Origin of the sequence: Kitasatospora sp. NPDC004723, assembly GCF_040609255.1 — a bacterium.
Classification (GTDB): Bacteria; Actinomycetota; Actinomycetes; order Streptomycetales; family Streptomycetaceae; genus Kitasatospora.
The window spans coordinates 15113-29267 of record NZ_JBEXJT010000056.1 but is presented as its reverse complement, the minus strand read 5'-3'; the positions used below and the strand labels follow the sequence as shown (position 1 = coordinate 29267).

The 14155-nt window shown below is 75.2% G+C and carries 13 protein-coding genes; 6 read left to right on the top strand and 7 right to left on the bottom strand.

Annotated elements, in window-relative coordinates:
* Nucleotides 1-106 precede the first annotated feature (106 nt).
* Nucleotides 107-298 carry a DUF1508 domain-containing protein gene (locus ABZW10_RS34130; RefSeq protein WP_355374045.1) on the bottom strand — a complete coding sequence of 64 codons (192 nt, stop codon included), beginning with the start codon at nt 296-298 and terminating at the stop codon, nt 107-109.
* Nucleotides 299-530: 232 nt separating this feature from the next.
* Between ABZW10_RS34130 and ABZW10_RS34125 the strand changes: the two genes are divergently transcribed.
* From ABZW10_RS34125 to ABZW10_RS34115, 3 genes are all read left to right on the top strand, one after another.
* Nucleotides 531-857 carry a putative quinol monooxygenase gene (locus ABZW10_RS34125; RefSeq protein WP_355374042.1) on the top strand — a complete coding sequence of 109 codons (327 nt, stop codon included), beginning with the start codon at nt 531-533 and terminating at the stop codon, nt 855-857.
* Between the two features lie 167 nt (nt 858-1024).
* On the top strand, nt 1025-4165 hold the full coding sequence (locus ABZW10_RS34120) for a DEAD/DEAH box helicase (protein WP_355374039.1): 3141 nt from the start codon (nt 1025-1027) through the stop codon (nt 4163-4165).
* A 3-nt stretch (nt 4166-4168) separates the two neighbouring features.
* Nucleotides 4169-4387: a hypothetical protein gene (locus tag ABZW10_RS34115; RefSeq protein WP_355374036.1), complete on the top strand. Its 219-nt coding sequence runs from the start codon at nt 4169-4171 to the stop codon at nt 4385-4387.
* Between the two features lie 66 nt (nt 4388-4453).
* Here the strand turns inward: ABZW10_RS34115 and sph are convergent, their stop codons facing one another.
* The 3 genes from sph to ABZW10_RS34100 form a co-directional block, all read right to left on the bottom strand.
* A complete protein-coding gene (gene sph / locus ABZW10_RS34110; protein ID WP_355374033.1) occupies nt 4454-5437 on the bottom strand; it encodes a sphingomyelin phosphodiesterase in 984 nt (327 codons plus the stop codon).
* A gap of 72 nt (nt 5438-5509) precedes the next feature.
* On the bottom strand, nt 5510-7606 hold the full coding sequence (locus ABZW10_RS34105) for an MMPL family transporter (RefSeq protein ID WP_355374030.1): 2097 nt from the start codon (nt 7604-7606) through the stop codon (nt 5510-5512).
* A 136-nt stretch (nt 7607-7742) separates the two neighbouring features.
* Complete coding sequence (locus tag ABZW10_RS34100) at nt 7743-8717, bottom strand: deoxyribonuclease IV (RefSeq protein WP_355374028.1); 975 nt, start codon at nt 8715-8717, stop codon at nt 7743-7745.
* A 291-nt stretch (nt 8718-9008) separates the two neighbouring features.
* On the opposite strand from ABZW10_RS34100, the gene ABZW10_RS34095 reads away from it, so the two are divergent.
* On the top strand, nt 9009-10175 hold the full coding sequence (locus ABZW10_RS34095; RefSeq protein WP_355374025.1) for a right-handed parallel beta-helix repeat-containing protein: 1167 nt from the start codon (nt 9009-9011) through the stop codon (nt 10173-10175).
* 83 nt (nt 10176-10258) lie between these two features.
* The gene (locus tag ABZW10_RS34090) at nt 10259-11290 is read left to right on the top strand and encodes a methyltransferase (RefSeq protein WP_355374023.1); all 1032 of its coding nucleotides are present in this window, start codon (nt 10259-10261) and stop codon (nt 11288-11290) included.
* A gap of 84 nt (nt 11291-11374) precedes the next feature.
* Here ABZW10_RS34090 and ABZW10_RS34085 read toward each other — a convergent pair whose 3' ends face one another.
* Nucleotides 11375-12064, bottom strand: coding sequence for a class F sortase (locus ABZW10_RS34085; protein ID WP_355374020.1), 690 nt, complete (start codon nt 12062-12064; stop codon nt 11375-11377).
* 138 nt (nt 12065-12202) lie between these two features.
* Entirely contained in the window at nt 12203-12640 is a 438-nt protein-coding gene (locus tag ABZW10_RS34080) for a hypothetical protein (protein WP_355374017.1), read from the bottom strand.
* Nucleotides 12641-12892: 252 nt separating this feature from the next.
* Here ABZW10_RS34080 and ABZW10_RS34075 point away from each other — a divergent pair, with 252 nt between their 5' ends.
* Nucleotides 12893-13345 (top strand): PPOX class F420-dependent oxidoreductase, encoded by a 453-nt coding sequence (locus ABZW10_RS34075; RefSeq protein ID WP_355374014.1) that lies wholly within the window; start codon nt 12893-12895, stop codon nt 13343-13345.
* 53 nt (nt 13346-13398) lie between these two features.
* Here ABZW10_RS34075 and ABZW10_RS34070 read toward each other — a convergent pair whose 3' ends face one another.
* The gene (locus ABZW10_RS34070) at nt 13399-14055 is read right to left on the bottom strand and encodes a hypothetical protein (protein ID WP_355374011.1); all 657 of its coding nucleotides are present in this window, start codon (nt 14053-14055) and stop codon (nt 13399-13401) included.
* Nucleotides 14056-14155 lie beyond the last annotated feature (100 nt).

Sequence of the window (14155 nt, the reverse complement as noted above, 5' to 3'; positions counted from 1 at the left end):
CCCCGGCGTGCACGCGGCCAAAGGGATCTGTCGTACAAACGAACGCGGGTCGGCGAATTGTCCCGCCGACCCGCGTCCCGCCCGGTGAGGGGCGCCGCCGAAGTGCTCAGGCCGGCCCGGCGGCCGCCTCCTTCAGCTCCGCGTAGGGCGCGAGCTTGCGGATCGACTCGATGCTCTTGAGGCAGTCGTCCCGGCTCTCCTCCGGGTCGCCCGTCACCACGATCGATCCGTTGCTCGCCTTGAGCCGGAACCGGTGCATGCCGTGATCATCGGTGTACAGCTCGAACTTTCCCGCCATGGCAGTTGACACCTCTCGTTCAGGAAGCCCCCCGCAACCGCACCGTAGGGGCAAATCCCTTGCCACGCGCGCCAGATGGACCATCCGGGTGCGGGGTCGCCGGGTGTGCCCGCCCGGTGGACCACTGCGCTCCCCGGTACCCCGTCCGACCTGGGACAATGACCACTGCGCTCGTTGAGAGGCCGCCGTTCCCAAGGTGGTCGCGGACGGGCGTGGAACGAAAGGAAGTCCCATGATCTTCATCACCGTCAAGTTCGCGGTCCGCCCCGAGCGCGCCGACGAATGGCTCAGCCTCGTCGACGACTTCACCCGGGCCACCCGCAACGAGCCCGGCAACCTCTTCTTCGAGTGGTCGCGCAGCGTCGACAACCCCCACGAGTTCGTCCTGGTCGAGGCGTTCCGCGACGGCGACGCCGGCAAGGAGCACGTGGAGTCCGCGCACTTCGTGAAGGCGATGGAGGACATGTCCTACGCGGTGGCCGCCAAGCCGCAGATCGTCTCGATCGAGATCCCCGGCATGGACGGCTGGGGCGAGATGGGCGAGATCACCCCGCGGTGACCTCCGCGCCCTCCGGCAACGGCCGGTCGGTCCTCGGACCGTCCGGCCGTTGCGGTGTTCGGGGCTCTGTCAGTGGTGCGGATTAGGCTGGGAAGCCCGTTCTGCCCGTCCCCGCCCTGCCCGTCCCCGCCCTGCCCGTCCCCGCCCCGGAGAGGTGCCGCCCGCCGATGTACGCCCTGCACGCGCTCTGGCGGGCCGACGGCCGGCTCGCCGTCTGGGCGGAGGACGCGTCGGTGTACCGGGGCGACGCGCCCGCCCGCGGTGAGCGCGGCGGGACGGCGCACCCGTTCGCCTGCCCCGCCGCTGAGGTGGCGCGGCTGCTGGCAGCGGTCGGGCCGGGCCTCGGCTGGCTGGCCGAGCAGGCCGCCGAGCGGTGGACCGGGCTGCTGCTGCCGACCCTCGGCACCCGGCCCGTGCCGTCCCCGGACCTTCCGGTGGGCGCCGTGGCGCGGGGCGTGGCGCTGAGCCCGTGGCGGGTGCCCGCGCTGCTCTTCGACCGCTCGCAGGCCGCCCAGCTGCTCGGCGCGCTGCACGATCCGCACTGGCCGGGCGCGACCGTCCAGCTGCCCGACGGCACCCCGGCCGAGCTGGCGTACGGCGCCTCGGTGCGCTGGCTGGCCGCCGTGCACGACCTCGCCTGGCGGCTGGTCGGGCGGGGGCGGCTGCTGCCGGTGCTGGTCGAGGAGGCAGGGCGGTGGTACGCGCGCTGGCGGCCGGCCCCGGACGCGTTCGCCGGACGGGAGGCGGCGGCGCTGGCCGCCGGCTGCCCGCCGGTCTGCCGCGCGGAGCACCTGGCGGGCGCGCACCCGGCGGGCGGGCCCGGGGCGGGCGGGACCTCGACCGACGGGCCCTCGGCGGACGCGCCCTCCGCCACCGCGCTGCTCGCCGGGCTGCTCGACGCCCTGGTCGACCAGGAGGCCCGGGTCGCCCTCGCCGACCTCGACCCGCCCGCCGACCCCTTCCTCGCCGCCCTGCACGGCCCCGACGGCCGGCTCGACCAGGCCCCGCCCGCCGGACTGCCCGACCGGCTGGCCGCCTGGCAGGGCGCTCGCCCGGCCGACGCGCCGCTGCGGCTCGACTTCCGCCTCACCGAACCGCTCGGCCCCGACCAGGACGACCCCGACGGCGGGGTGCGTGCCGAGACCTGGCGGCTCGACCTGCTGGTCCGCGCCACCGACCGCCCCTCCCTGGTGGTCCCCGCCGCCGCCCTGTGGCCGGGCACCGCCGACCCCGCGTACCAGGCGCTGGCCGACGCCGTGCCCGCCGAGGCGGGCGACCCGGCCGAGGCCTACCGGGCCGAGCTGGCCCGGGCCCTGCGGGTGGACCCCGGGCTGCGCGCGCTGCTCCCGGGGGTCTTCGCCACCGAGGCACGGCTCGACCGGGCGGGCGCCCTGCGCTTCCTGCGCGAGGGCGCGCCCGCGCTGGCCCGCGCCGGATTCGGCGTACTGCTGCCCGCCTGGTGGCAGCGCCGCCCCCGGCTCGGCCTGGCCCTGACGGCCGGCACCCCGCCCGGCGACCCGTCCGCCGTGGCGCGCACCGCACAGGTCGACCGGGACGCCGTGCTGGCCTTCGAATGGCGCCTCGCCCTGGGCGAGTCCACGCTCACCGAGCGGGAACTCGCCGACCTCGCCGCCGCCCAGCAGGGGCTGGTCCGGCTGCGCGGCCGGTGGATCGAGGTCGACCAGTCCCAACTCGCCGCCGCCGTACGGTTCCTGGCCGAGCACGGCAGCGGCACCATGGAGCCGGTCGAACTGCTGCGGCTGGCCGTGGACGACACCGCCGTGGTGGACGGACTGCCGGTCACCGCCGTGCACGCCACCGGCCCGCTCGGCGACCTGCTGGCCGGCCGGCCCGGCCCCGCCGAGCGCGCCCCGCAGCTGCCCGCCGGCTTCACCGGCACCCTGCGCCCCTACCAGCGGCGCGGGTTGGCCTGGCTGGACGCGCTGGGACGGCTGGGCCTCGGCGCCGTGCTGGCCGACGACATGGGCCTCGGCAAGACGGTGCAGACCCTCGCGCTGCTCGCCCTGGAACAGGAGCGCGGGGCCCGCGGACCGGTCCTGCTGGTCTGCCCGATGTCGATGGTCGGCACCTGGCAGCGGGAGGCCGCCCGGTTCGCCCCCGGCCTGCGGGTGCACGTCCACCACGGCCCCGACCGCACCGCGCCGGACGCCACCGCCGACCTCGTGATCACCACCTACGGCCTGGTCCAGCGGGACGCCGCCGAACTGCGCCGCGTCCACTGGCGGCGGATCGTCGCCGACGAGGCCCAGCAGGTCAAGAACCGGTCGGCCCGGCAGTCCCGCGCCCTGCGCTCGCTGCGTTCCGGCCCGCGGATCGCGCTCACCGGCACCCCGGTGGAGAACCGACTGGCCGATCTGCACGCCGTGCTGGACTTCGCCAACCCCGGGCTCTTCGGCGGCCCGGAGGCGTTCCGCGAGCGGTTCGCGATCCCGGTCGAGCAGACCGGCAGCGTGGACGCGGCGGCCCGACTGCGCCGGGTCACCGGCCCGTTCCTGCTGCGCCGGCGCAAGACCGACCCGCTGATCGTCCAGGACCTGCCCGCCAAGCAGGAGTTCACCGTCCGCTGCGCGCTCACGGCGGAACAGGCCGGGCTCTACCGGGCGGTGGTGACGGACCTGCTGGAGCGGCTGGGCGGGCTGCGCGGCGTCGAGCGCAAGGGCGCGGTGCTGGCGGCGATCGGCCGGCTCAAGCAGGTCTGCAACCACCCGGCCCAACTCCTGCACGACGGTACGGCGGTGGCCGGCCGCTCGGGCAAGGTGGAGCGGCTGGTCGAGCTGCTGACGGAGGCGCTGGCCGAGGGCGACCGGGTGCTGGTCTTCACCCAGTACGCGGAGTTCGGCACCATGCTCCGGCCCTACCTGCGGCGGAAGTTGGGCGAGGAGGTGCTCCATCTGCACGGCGGGGTGCCGCGCGGACGGCGCGAGGAACTGGTCGCGCGCTTCCAGTCGCCGGACGGGCCGCGGGTGTTCCTGCTCTCGTTGAAGGCGGGCGGCACCGGGCTCAACCTGACCGCCGCCAACCAGGTGGTGCACCTGGACCGTTGGTGGAACCCGGCGGTGGAGGACCAGGCCACCGACCGCGCGCACCGGATCGGCCAGCGCCGGGCCGTGCAGGTCCGCCGGCTGGTCTGCGCCGGTACCGTGGAGGAGCGGATCGGTGAACTCCTCGACGCCAAGCGCACCCTGGCCGAGGCGGCGGTCGGCGACGGCGAGCAGTGGCTCGCCGAGCTGCCCGCCGAGCGGCTGCGCGAACTGCTGGCCCTGTCCGCCGACACGATCGGGGAGTGACCCGTGGCCGACTTCGAGCAACGACCGGACCGACCGGACCGGCCCCTGGCCGAGCTGATCGACGTCTTCTGGCAGGGCTCCGTCCCCGCCCCGGCCGACGATCCGGAGGGTGAGGTCGCCACCGCTCTCGACGAGTTGGGCCCCACCGGCCTGACCTCGCGCGGACGCCCGCCGGACGCCGCGCTGGCCACCGCCTACCGGCGGTTCACCGGGGCCGGCTGACCCGGGTGAACCGCCGCAGCCGCCGCAGCCGCCGCAACCGGCAAGCCGCCGCAGCCGGCGAGCCGGTCAGCCGGCGGTGACCGGGTAGTGGTCGGAGAGGTCGTTGTAGGTGTAGCCGGTGCCCCAACTGCTCACCGTCCACGGCGCGCTGTGGAAACGGACCACCGTGTTGGTGTAGGTCGCCGGGCGCGCGTGGTCGGCCCGGTAGAGGACGTAGTCGAGGTCCTCCTTCGGCTCGCCCGGGTAGCGGTAGGCGGCGATCGAGTTGTCCGCGGTGTCGAAGGAGTCGGCCCAGCCGTCGCGGGTGGTGGCCGGCGCCACGCCCGCGTTGGCCAGCAGCGCCGGGTACTCGGTGCCGTGCGAGTCGATGTTGAGGTCCCCGGCGAGCAGGATCGGCTCGGCGGCCGGGATGTTCTTGGCGTCGACGAAGGCCTTCATCGCCTTGAGCTGGGCGGCCCGGATCGCCGCCGGCCGGCCGGCGGAGCAGCCGGTGTCGGTGGACTGCAGGTGGGTGCCGATCACGTGCGTGCGCAGGCCGTTGACGTTCAGCACGGCGTAGACGAAGCCCTTGTTCGACCACCAGTCCGAGCCGCACGCGTCCTTGAACACGTACTGCTCCTTGCGCAGGATGGGCCACTTGCTGAGCAGGGTGACGCCGCCGTCCTCGGGGGTGGCGGAGCTGTAGCTGCCGGAGGTGGCGTCCCAGCCGCTGGTCGAGCGGCCGACCACCGGGGTGTGGTACGGGTACGCGGCCGAGGCCTGGGCGACCAGCGCGTCGGAGGCGGCGTTGTCGAAGGCCTCCTGGAGCACCACGACGTCCTGGCCCTGGAAGACGTCGGCGGCGGGGATGGCCTTGGCCCGGTAGTCCTGGCCCCAGTTGGGGTAGAGGTTCGTGCTCATCAGGAAGACGTTGTACGTCAGCACCTTGAGCGCGGGGACGGACGCGTTCCCGGTGGCGGCGGCGTGGGCGCCCGGCGCGGCGGCGACGGGGGCGAGCAGGGCTGCGGCGGCCGTGCAGACGGCGGCGAGGCGCGCGGAGGGAGTTGGCATGCCCGCAGTGAAGCGACGCAGGGCCACGTTCGTCCAGACGGTGAACGATAACCATATGAACGCATCGGTAACTTAAAGCTGTCTGGCCAACTCCTCCTTGGGCGGAGGAACTTGCCTGGACAACTCGCTCGGCCACCACATGTGGCGGTCCAGGTCCAGGGTCACCGCGGTGACCAGCACGGAGCGCACCACGAGGGTGTCCAGCAGGACGCCGAGCGCCACCGCGAAGCCGATCTCGGCGAAGCCGACGATCGGAAGGGTGCCCAGCACGGCGAAGGTGCTCGCCAGGATCAGACCGGCCGAGGTGATCACACCGCCGGTGGCGGCCAGCCCGGCCAGCGCGCCCGGCCGGGTGCCGTGCTGGACGGACTCCTCGCGGACCCGGGTCATCAGGAAGATGTTGTAGTCGATGCCCAGCGCGACCAGGAACACGAAGACGAACAGCGGGAAGGCGTTGTCCTGGCCCTCGAAGTGGAAGACGTGCGCGAAGAAGAACGCGCTGATGCCGAGCGCCGCCGCGTAGGAGAGCACGACGGTGGCGATCAGCACCAGCGGCGCCGTCACCGCACGCAGCAGCAGCGCCAGGATCACCAGGACGACGCCCAGCACCAGCGGGATGATCGTCCGGTTGTCGGAGGTCGCGGCCCGGCCCGCGTCCAGGATCACCGCCGTCGAGCCGCCCACCTGGGCGTCGGCGTTCGGTACGGCGTGCACGGAGGTCCGCAGGCGGTCCACGGTGTCCTTGGCGGCCTGGCTGTCCGGCGGGTCGGTGAGCGTCGCCTGGAACATCGCCCGTCCCTCGTGCGTCACCGGTTGCGTGGTGCCCGACACCCCGGCCGTCTGCTGCGTCACCGCGCGCACCGCCTCCGCCTCGCCGGCCGCGGAGATGACCGTCAGCGGCGCGCCGGTGCCGGCCGGGAAGTGCGCCGCCAGCACCTCCTGGCCGACCACCGAGTCCGGTTTGCCGGTGAAGGTGCCCGCCGTGCTCAGACCGGTCGCGTTCAGCGAGACCAGCCCGATGCAGCAGGCCGCCAGGGCCAGCGTGGTGCCGGTCCAGACCTTGCGCGGACGGCGCGCGATCCATGCGCCGACGTGCGCCCAGCGGCCGGTCCGCGTCGGCTCGGGCGTCCCGAACGCGGGCCGCACCGGCCAGAACACCCAGCGGCCGACGATCACCAGCAGGGCCGGCAGCAGGGTCAGCATCGCCAGCAGCGCCACCAGCACGCCGATCGCGCAGACCGGACCGAGGCCGCTGGTGGAGTTCATCTCGGCGACCAGCAGGCAGAGCATCGAGACGATCACGGTCGCCGAGGAGGCCAGGATCGCGGGCCCGGCCCGGTGCAGCGCGAAGGCCATCGCCTCGTGCCGGTCCTCGTGCCGGCGCAGTTCCTCCCGGTAGCGGGCGGTGAGCAGCAGCGCGTAGTCCGTCCCCGCGCCGAGCACCAGCACGATGAGGATGCCGGCGCTCTGCGCGTTGACGGTCAGTCCGGCGTGCTTGGCCAGCAGGTAGATCACCGCCTGTGCGACCACCAGCGCCCCGGCCGCCGAGAACAGCGGCAGCATCCACAGCACCGGGCTGCGGTAGGTGAGCAGCAGGAGGACGATCACCACGGTGACGGTGGCCGCGAGCAGCGTGGAGTCGATCCCCGCGAAGGCCTCCGCCTGGTCGGCGCCGACCCCGGCCGGGCCGGTGACATGGGTGGTCATGCCCTGGCTGTTCGCGGCGGCGGTGGCCCGCAGACTGTCCACGGCCGGGCGCAGGTCCTGCCAGCCGCCGGTGCCGATGTCGATCGGCACGATGGTCTGCAGCGCCTGGCCGTCCGCCGACTCGACCGGCCCCTGCACCGGGCCGAGCACGTGCGGGGCGGAGGCGAAGGCCTCGGCGTCCCGGGCCGCCTCGGCCCGGTCGGCGGGGGTGATGCCGCTCTCCCGCACGTAGACCACCACCGCCTGGGCGGTGTCCACCGGCTGGAAGGCCCGCTGCTCGTCCAGCACCCGGGTGGACTCGGCGTTGCTCGGCAGCCAGCTGGAGGCCTGGTTGTCCTCGGCGCCGGCGAGCTTTCCCGCCAGCGGGCCCGCCACCACCAGCAGCACCAGCCACAGGGCCAGTACCACCCACTTGCCGCGGCGGCCGCACGGCAGCTCGGCCAACTTCCGGGTCGGGCTCATCGGGAGATCCCCCGTCCTGGGGCGCATGATTCGCTCCAGCGTGCCACCGGGGGCGCGCCCCGGCAGCCCGGTGCGGGCCGGGTGGCCTACAGGGACCGCGCGGCGCGGGCCGGTCGGCCGACGCGGGCCGGGTCGTTCACGCCGGCCGTCCGGCGCGGGCCCGCAGCGCCTTGAGCGCGGTGATGTCCCGGGCGTGGCCGGTGCCGTCGCCGCCGTGCTTGCGGTCCGGGGTCTCCACGAGCAGCGGGACACCGGCCGTCGCCGGGTGCTCGAACAGCTCGCGGAACGGCTCGGCGCCGATCAGGCCGTCGCCGATGTTGGCGTGCCGGTCCTTGCGCGCGCCGACGGCGTCCTCGGAGTCGTTGGCGTGGATCAGCCGCAGCCGGCCCGGACCGGCGGCCGCGACCAGCGCGTCCAGCGTCCGGCGCACGCCGCCCGGCTCCGCCAGGTCGTGGCCGGCCGCGAAGGCGTGGCAGGTGTCCAGGCAGACCCCGACCCTGGGGTGGCCGTCCAGCGCGTCGACGTACTCGGCGAGGTCCTCCATCCGCGAGCAGAGCGAACGGCCCTGGCCGGCGGTCGGCTCCAGCAGCAGCCACGGCGCGTCGTCGCCGAGCGCGTCCAGCTCCTCCAGCAGCGGGCGCACGTCCGCCCGGACCTGCGCCATCGCCTCGGCCCGGCGCGAGCCGCCGTCCGCCGCCGCGCCGACCGCCGATCCGGTGTGCAACACCACGCCCAGCGCGCCGATCGCATGTCCGCGCAGCAGCGAGTGGCGCAGCGAGACGGCCGAGCGTTCGCGGGTGGCCGGGTTGTCCGAGCCGAAGTTGATCAGGTACGGCGCGTGCACGTAGGCGGGGATGCGCTGCTCGGCGCAGGCCGCGCGGAACTCCTCGTCCTGCGCCGGGTTGCCGGGCGGCGTCGCCCAGCCGCGCGGGTTCGCCACGAACACCTGCACCGTCTCGGCGCCCACCCGCCGGGCGTACGCCAGACCGGTGCCGGCCAGGCCCCGGGCCGCCACCGGCACGTGGGCGCCGACCGGGTTGCGGCCGGCCGGTGCGGGCCCCTCGGGGGCGGTCGGCGCGACGGGGGCTGCGGTGGTGGTGGCGGTGCTCATGGCTCCGAGCATGGCACGCGGGCGGCGGGACTCCCGACGGCGGTCGTTCCCACCCGGTCGGGCGGGCCGGCCGTCCCCGGACGGCGCGGGTGCCGCCGCCGCGTCCGACGCCCCGTCAGCCCGGCAGCCCAACCCTGGTGGCGCGGGCACCGGAGCGCACCTAGCGTCGGTTCGGCCGACACCCACCGGCCGTCATCTCCCGCTCACCTTGCGTCACCGTGCCGATGGCCCCCACGAACGAGCGCGTCGGGGCTCCCACGCGGCGGCGTGCCAGAAAGCAGGTCATCACCCATGCCCACGCGACGGGTCCACCACCTCGCCGCGGCCACCGCCGCCGCCACGACCGCCCTGACCACCGTCCTCACCGCCGTCGGCGCCGCGCCCGCGCACGCCGCCGGCGAACTGCACCTGGTCCAGCCCGGGGGGTCGATCCAGCAGGCCCTCGACGCCGCCCACCCCGGTGACACCGTGCAGCTGCTCCCCGGCGAGTACCGGGGCAGCGTCCGGATCACCACACCCGGCCTCACCCTGCGCGGGGCCGGCCCGGACAGCGTGATCCTCCCCGCCGACAGCGCGACGGCGCTCGCCACCTCCGCCGCGCCCGCCACGGCGCCCGCCGCGCCCACCGCGCCCGCCGCCAAGGCCGCCACGTCCGCCGCCGACACCGCCGCGGCCTGCTCCGCCGCCGGCCACGGCCTCTGCGTGGTCGGCACCGACGACCGGCCGCTCGACGGCGTCACCGTCGAGGCGCTCGCCGTCACCGGCTTCCGCAAGAACGGCATCAACGCCACCGGCACCACCGGCCTGACCGTCCGCGCCACCTACGTCCACGACAACGGACAGCAGGGCATCAGCCAGGAGAAGTCCACCCGGGGCGTGATCACCGCCAACGAGTCCGCCCGCAACGGCCAGTCCGGCGTCTTCCTCGCCAACACGGTGGACAGCGAGGGCGGCGCCCTCTCCACCGACGGCACCATGGTCACCGGCAACCTGCTCACCGACAACCGGATCGGCGTCACCGTCCGCCGGCTGCGCGACCTGAGCATCGAGCGCAACCGGATCCACGGCAACTGCGGCGGCGTCTTCATCGTCGGCGACGAGGGCGTGCCCCGGGCCGGCGCGCTCACCGTCCACCGCAACCAGGTCGTCGCCAACAACCGCTACTGCCCGCCCAACCCCCGGCTGGACCACATCCAGGGCGCCGGCATCGTGCTCACCGGCGCGGAGGAGACCGCGGTGACGGAGAACGAGGTCCGCGACAACGTCGGCGCCTCGCCGTTCTCCGGCGGCATCGTGCTCGTCCACAGCGTGGTCGGCGTGCCCAACGCCCGCAACACCGTCGCCGACAACCTCGTGCTCGGCAACGGCCCGGCCGACCTCGCCGACCGCGACACCGGCACCGACAACGCCTTCACCCGCAACCAGTGCGCGGTCTCCGAGCCGGCCGGCCGCTGCTGACCGGTCCGCCCGCCCCACCGCACCCGAAGCCGACCGAGGCCCCCCGCGCCATCCCGCTCCCGCAGAAAGCAGAGAAACGGTCCATGACCACCGCACCCGCCACCACCCCACAGGCCGCCATGCGCCTGCGGGAGCTCGTCTTCGGCGCCGCCTGCGCCGCCGCCGTCCGCGCGGCGGCCCGGCTCGGCGCCGCCGACGCGCTCGGCGACACCCCCGCCACCGTCACCGACCTCGCCGCCGACCTCGGCACCGAGCCCCGGCAGCTGCGCCGCCTGCTGCGCGCCCTCACCTGCTACGGCATCTTCGAGGAGCTCGACGGCGACCGCTTCGCCCACACCGAGATGTCCCGGCTGCTGCGCGAGGACGCCCCGAACAGCCTGCGCTACATCTCCCTGTGGTGCACCGAGCCGTGGACCTGGGAGGCCTGGCCGAGGCTGGACGAGGCGGTGCGTTCGGGCCGCAACGTCTTCCCCGAGCTGTTCGGCAAGGAGTTCTTCGACTACCTGCACAGCGACGGGGGAGAGTCCGCCAAGGTCTTCGACAAGGCGATGACCACCTCCAGCCGGCAGTCCGCCGCCGACTTCGCCGCCTACCTCGACCTCACCGGCATCGACGCGGTGGTCGACATCGGCGGCGGCCAGGGCCATGTCCTGGCCAGCCTGCTGGAGAAGCACCCGGCGCTGCACGGCACCCTGCTCGACCTGCCCAAGGTGGTCGCCGGCGCCGACCCCCGGCTGCGCGCGGGCGGCGCGTTCGCCGACCGGGCCCGGCTGGTCCCCGGCGACTGCCGGGTGGAGATCCCGGTGCTCGCCGACCTCTACATCATCAAGAACATCCTGGAGTGGGACGACGAGAGCACCCGCCGCACCCTGGCGAACGTGGTCGCGGTGGCCCGTCCGGGCGCCCGGGTCGTGGTGGTCGAGAACCTCGTCGACGACAGCCCCTCGATGCGGTTCACCACCGCCATGGACCTCATGCTGATGCTCAACGTCGGCGGTGCCAAGCACTCCGAGTCGAGCATGGTCCGGCTGATGACCGCGGCCGGCCTGGAGGTCCGCGAGGTCCGCCCGGTCAACCCGTACCTGCACGCCTTCGAGGCGGTCGTCCGGGGCTGACCCGCCCGCGCCGCCCGCCGACGCGCCACGGCCGCCGGTCCCCTCCCGAGGGGGGACCGGCGGCCGCGTTGCCGCCGGAGGCGCTCACGCCGGGCGCGAGGACTCCAGGTGCGCGAAGACCACCACGTTGTCGAGGTAGTCCTTGCGCTTCTTGTCGTAGGCGCCGCCGCAGGTGATCAGCCGCAGCTGCGCGTCGGGCGTCCTCCCGTAGACCCGCTGGTCGGGGAAGGCGTCCTTGGCGAAGGTCTCGACGGCGTCGACGGTGAACACGGCGACGGTTCCGTCGGCCCGCTGGACCTCCACCTTGCTGCCCGGCAGCATCAGGCTGAGCAGCAGGAACACCGCGGGCCCCTTGGTGGTGTCGACGTGCCCGGCGACCACCGCGGCGCCGCGCTCGCCCGGCGTCACGCCGTCGCGGTACCAGCCGACCAGGTTCTTGTCGTCCGGCGGCGGGGCGTTGAGCTGCCCGGAGGGGTTCAGGGTCAGCTCGCCGACGGGCGCGTCCACGTTGATCTGCGGGATGCGCAGCCGGACCGGCCTGGACCGCTTGAGCGGCGGCGCCGCCTTGACCGGTGCGGCGGGGGCGGGCGCCGCCGGGTCGGCGTCGCCCGGCGCGGTGGTGGCGGTGGCGGCGGCCGGGGGCGCGGCCGGGCCCGGCACGGACCCGTCCGCCGGGAGGGTGTCCACCGAGTTGTAGATCAGCAGCAGGCCGAGCGCCGCGGCACCCATGCCGGTGCGCAGCAGCCGGGACGTACCGGGGATCGGACCGGCCATGGTCGCTGGTACTCCTCTCCGTGGCCCGCGCCGCCGAGGCCGCGGGCCCGACACGGCGAAGCGCCGCCCCGCGCGCCTCCGCCGCGTCCGGCGGACCGGACGCGGGCCACGAAGGGAGGCGGCGGGAACGGCGCGGGGTCAGACGGCGGCGCCGGCGGTACGGCGACCGCGACGCAGCGCGAGGGCGCCGGCCCCGAGACCGCCGAGCAGCAGGACCGCGCCGGAGGCGAGGCCGCCGCCGGAGAGCGCGAGCCCGCCGCCGCCGGTGTGCACGCCGCCGTGCGGGGCCTTCTCCTCGCCCTTGCCCTCGTGGCCCTTGCCTTCCGAGCCCTTGCCCTCGGAACCCTTGCTCTCCGAGCCCTTGCCCTCGGCCTTGTGCTCCTCGGTGCCGGAGGAGCCCTGCTGCTTCTCCTCCCAGGTCTTCTGGCCCTCGGGGCTGGCCGCCTTCTCCTGCTTCTCCTGCCAGGTCAGGTTCTTGCCCTGGTCGGAGGCGCCGTCGGCGAAGGCGAGCGGGGTGCCGACGGTCAGGGCCGCGGCCACGGCGGCCCCGGCGAGCAGCGTGCGTGCAGAACGCATGATGATGATCCTTCCGGCGCGGTATCCGTGATCGCCGACACGTCGTCGGCCAGGGGATTCACGGGCGGGCGCCTGATCCAACGTCAACCACGGTGGCGGCAGGTGCCACCGGAAGGTGGCAACGGCAGCGCGGTCGGTGCGCCCTTCGGGTGGAAGTCCCGGGCGTGTTCACCCGATCGCCCTGGGCGGTCCGGGTGACCGCCGGGCGCGGGGAGCGGAGTGCGCCCGGACGGGGGCGGGCAGACTCGGCGCATGGTCGAGATCTCGAAGGACGTCCGGGAACGGATCGAGGCGGGGCACATCTGGTACGTCGGCACGGTCAACGCCGACGGGTCGCCGCACGTGAGCCCGATGTGGGTGGGGATGGAAGGGGACCTGCTGCTCTTCAACACCTCCGTCGGGCGGGTCAAGGAGCGGAACCTGCGGCGGGACCCGCGGGTCTGCCTGGCGCTCGCCGATCCCGCCGACCCGTACGACCGGGTGCAGATCCGGGGGCGGGTGGTGCGCTTCGTCGAGGGCGAGGAGGCCGAGCGGAACATGGACCGGCTGGCCCGCACCTACCTCGGCGTCGAACGCTTCGGCTGGGGGGTCCCGGGGGAACGGCGCGTGGTGGTGCTGATCGAGCCGACCAGGGTGAGCCGGGTGACCGGTGTCGAGCCGCTGCCCCCGGGCGCCCCCGGAGCCGTCCCGTCGGACGGTCCGTGAGCCGGAGGGTCCGTGAGCCCGCGCCCCGGGGAACCGGTGGCTCCGGGGCGCGTCTATCTTGAGGGGCCACGGACACGAGAGGGGCGGGACATGGGCAGGGCCGGTCGGAAGGTGGCCGCCGCGGCGGCCACGGGTGCGCTGCTGGCGGCGGTGGCGGCCTGCGGCTCGGGGAGCTCGGGGCACTCCGGGGAGGCGGCCAAGGGCGCGCCGGCGGTGTCGGCGAGCCCGGGCGCGACGGCGGAGGCGGCCACCGGGAGCGCCGCCGCGACCCCGGCGCCCGGCGACGGGACCGCGGCCCCGGCGGGCACGCCGGCGGCCGCGACGGTGGGCGGTGCGACGGCTCCGGGCCCGTCGGCCGGCGCCGGAACGGCAACGGGCGGCCCGTCCGGGGGAACGCCCGGGGGAACGTCCGGGGGCGGCGGTGCCACAGCAGGTGCCACGGCGGGCACGACGGCGGGCGGCGCGACGACCGGTGGCGGGCAACCGGCCACCGGACCCGACTCCGACACCCCGCTGCTCGACTCCGCGCTCGTCGCCCAGCTCCTGCCCGACCGGACGGCGATGACCGGCTGGGAGGAGGAGAAGCGGCGGGTCGACACCGCCGACCACGCCACCACCTGCTCCATCGCCGCGCCGTGCACCGGCAGGCCGCTGAGCGGGCAGGCCCGGTTCAGCGCCGGCGACACGACCGTGCGCTTCGGCGTCGACACCCTGCCCGACCGCGCCCAGGCCCAGGACCGCCTCAAGGAGGCGTACGCCTCCTACGGCGACACCGGCAAGTACGGCCCGGCGGACATCGGCCCGCTGGGC

Coding starts and splice junctions, on each gene's coding strand:
- ABZW10_RS34130 (WP_355374045.1), bottom strand. CDS start 298: ATGGCGGGAAAGTTCGAGCTGTACACCGATGATCACGGCATGCACCGG.
- ABZW10_RS34125 (WP_355374042.1), top strand. CDS start 531: ATGATCTTCATCACCGTCAAGTTCGCGGTCCGCCCCGAGCGCGCCGAC.
- ABZW10_RS34120 (WP_355374039.1), top strand. CDS start 1,025: ATGTACGCCCTGCACGCGCTCTGGCGGGCCGACGGCCGGCTCGCCGTC.
- sph (WP_355374033.1), bottom strand. CDS start 5,437: ATGCCAACTCCCTCCGCGCGCCTCGCCGCCGTCTGCACGGCCGCCGCA.
- ABZW10_RS34105 (WP_355374030.1), bottom strand. CDS start 7,606: ATGAGCCCGACCCGGAAGTTGGCCGAGCTGCCGTGCGGCCGCCGCGGC.
- ABZW10_RS34100 (WP_355374028.1), bottom strand. CDS start 8,717: ATGAGCACCGCCACCACCACCGCAGCCCCCGTCGCGCCGACCGCCCCC.
- ABZW10_RS34095 (WP_355374025.1), top strand. CDS start 9,009: ATGCCCACGCGACGGGTCCACCACCTCGCCGCGGCCACCGCCGCCGCC.
- ABZW10_RS34090 (WP_355374023.1), top strand. CDS start 10,259: ATGACCACCGCACCCGCCACCACCCCACAGGCCGCCATGCGCCTGCGG.
- ABZW10_RS34085 (WP_355374020.1), bottom strand. CDS start 12,064: ATGGCCGGTCCGATCCCCGGTACGTCCCGGCTGCTGCGCACCGGCATG.
- ABZW10_RS34080 (WP_355374017.1), bottom strand. CDS start 12,640: ATGCGTTCTGCACGCACGCTGCTCGCCGGGGCCGCCGTGGCCGCGGCC.
- ABZW10_RS34075 (WP_355374014.1), top strand. CDS start 12,893: ATGGTCGAGATCTCGAAGGACGTCCGGGAACGGATCGAGGCGGGGCAC.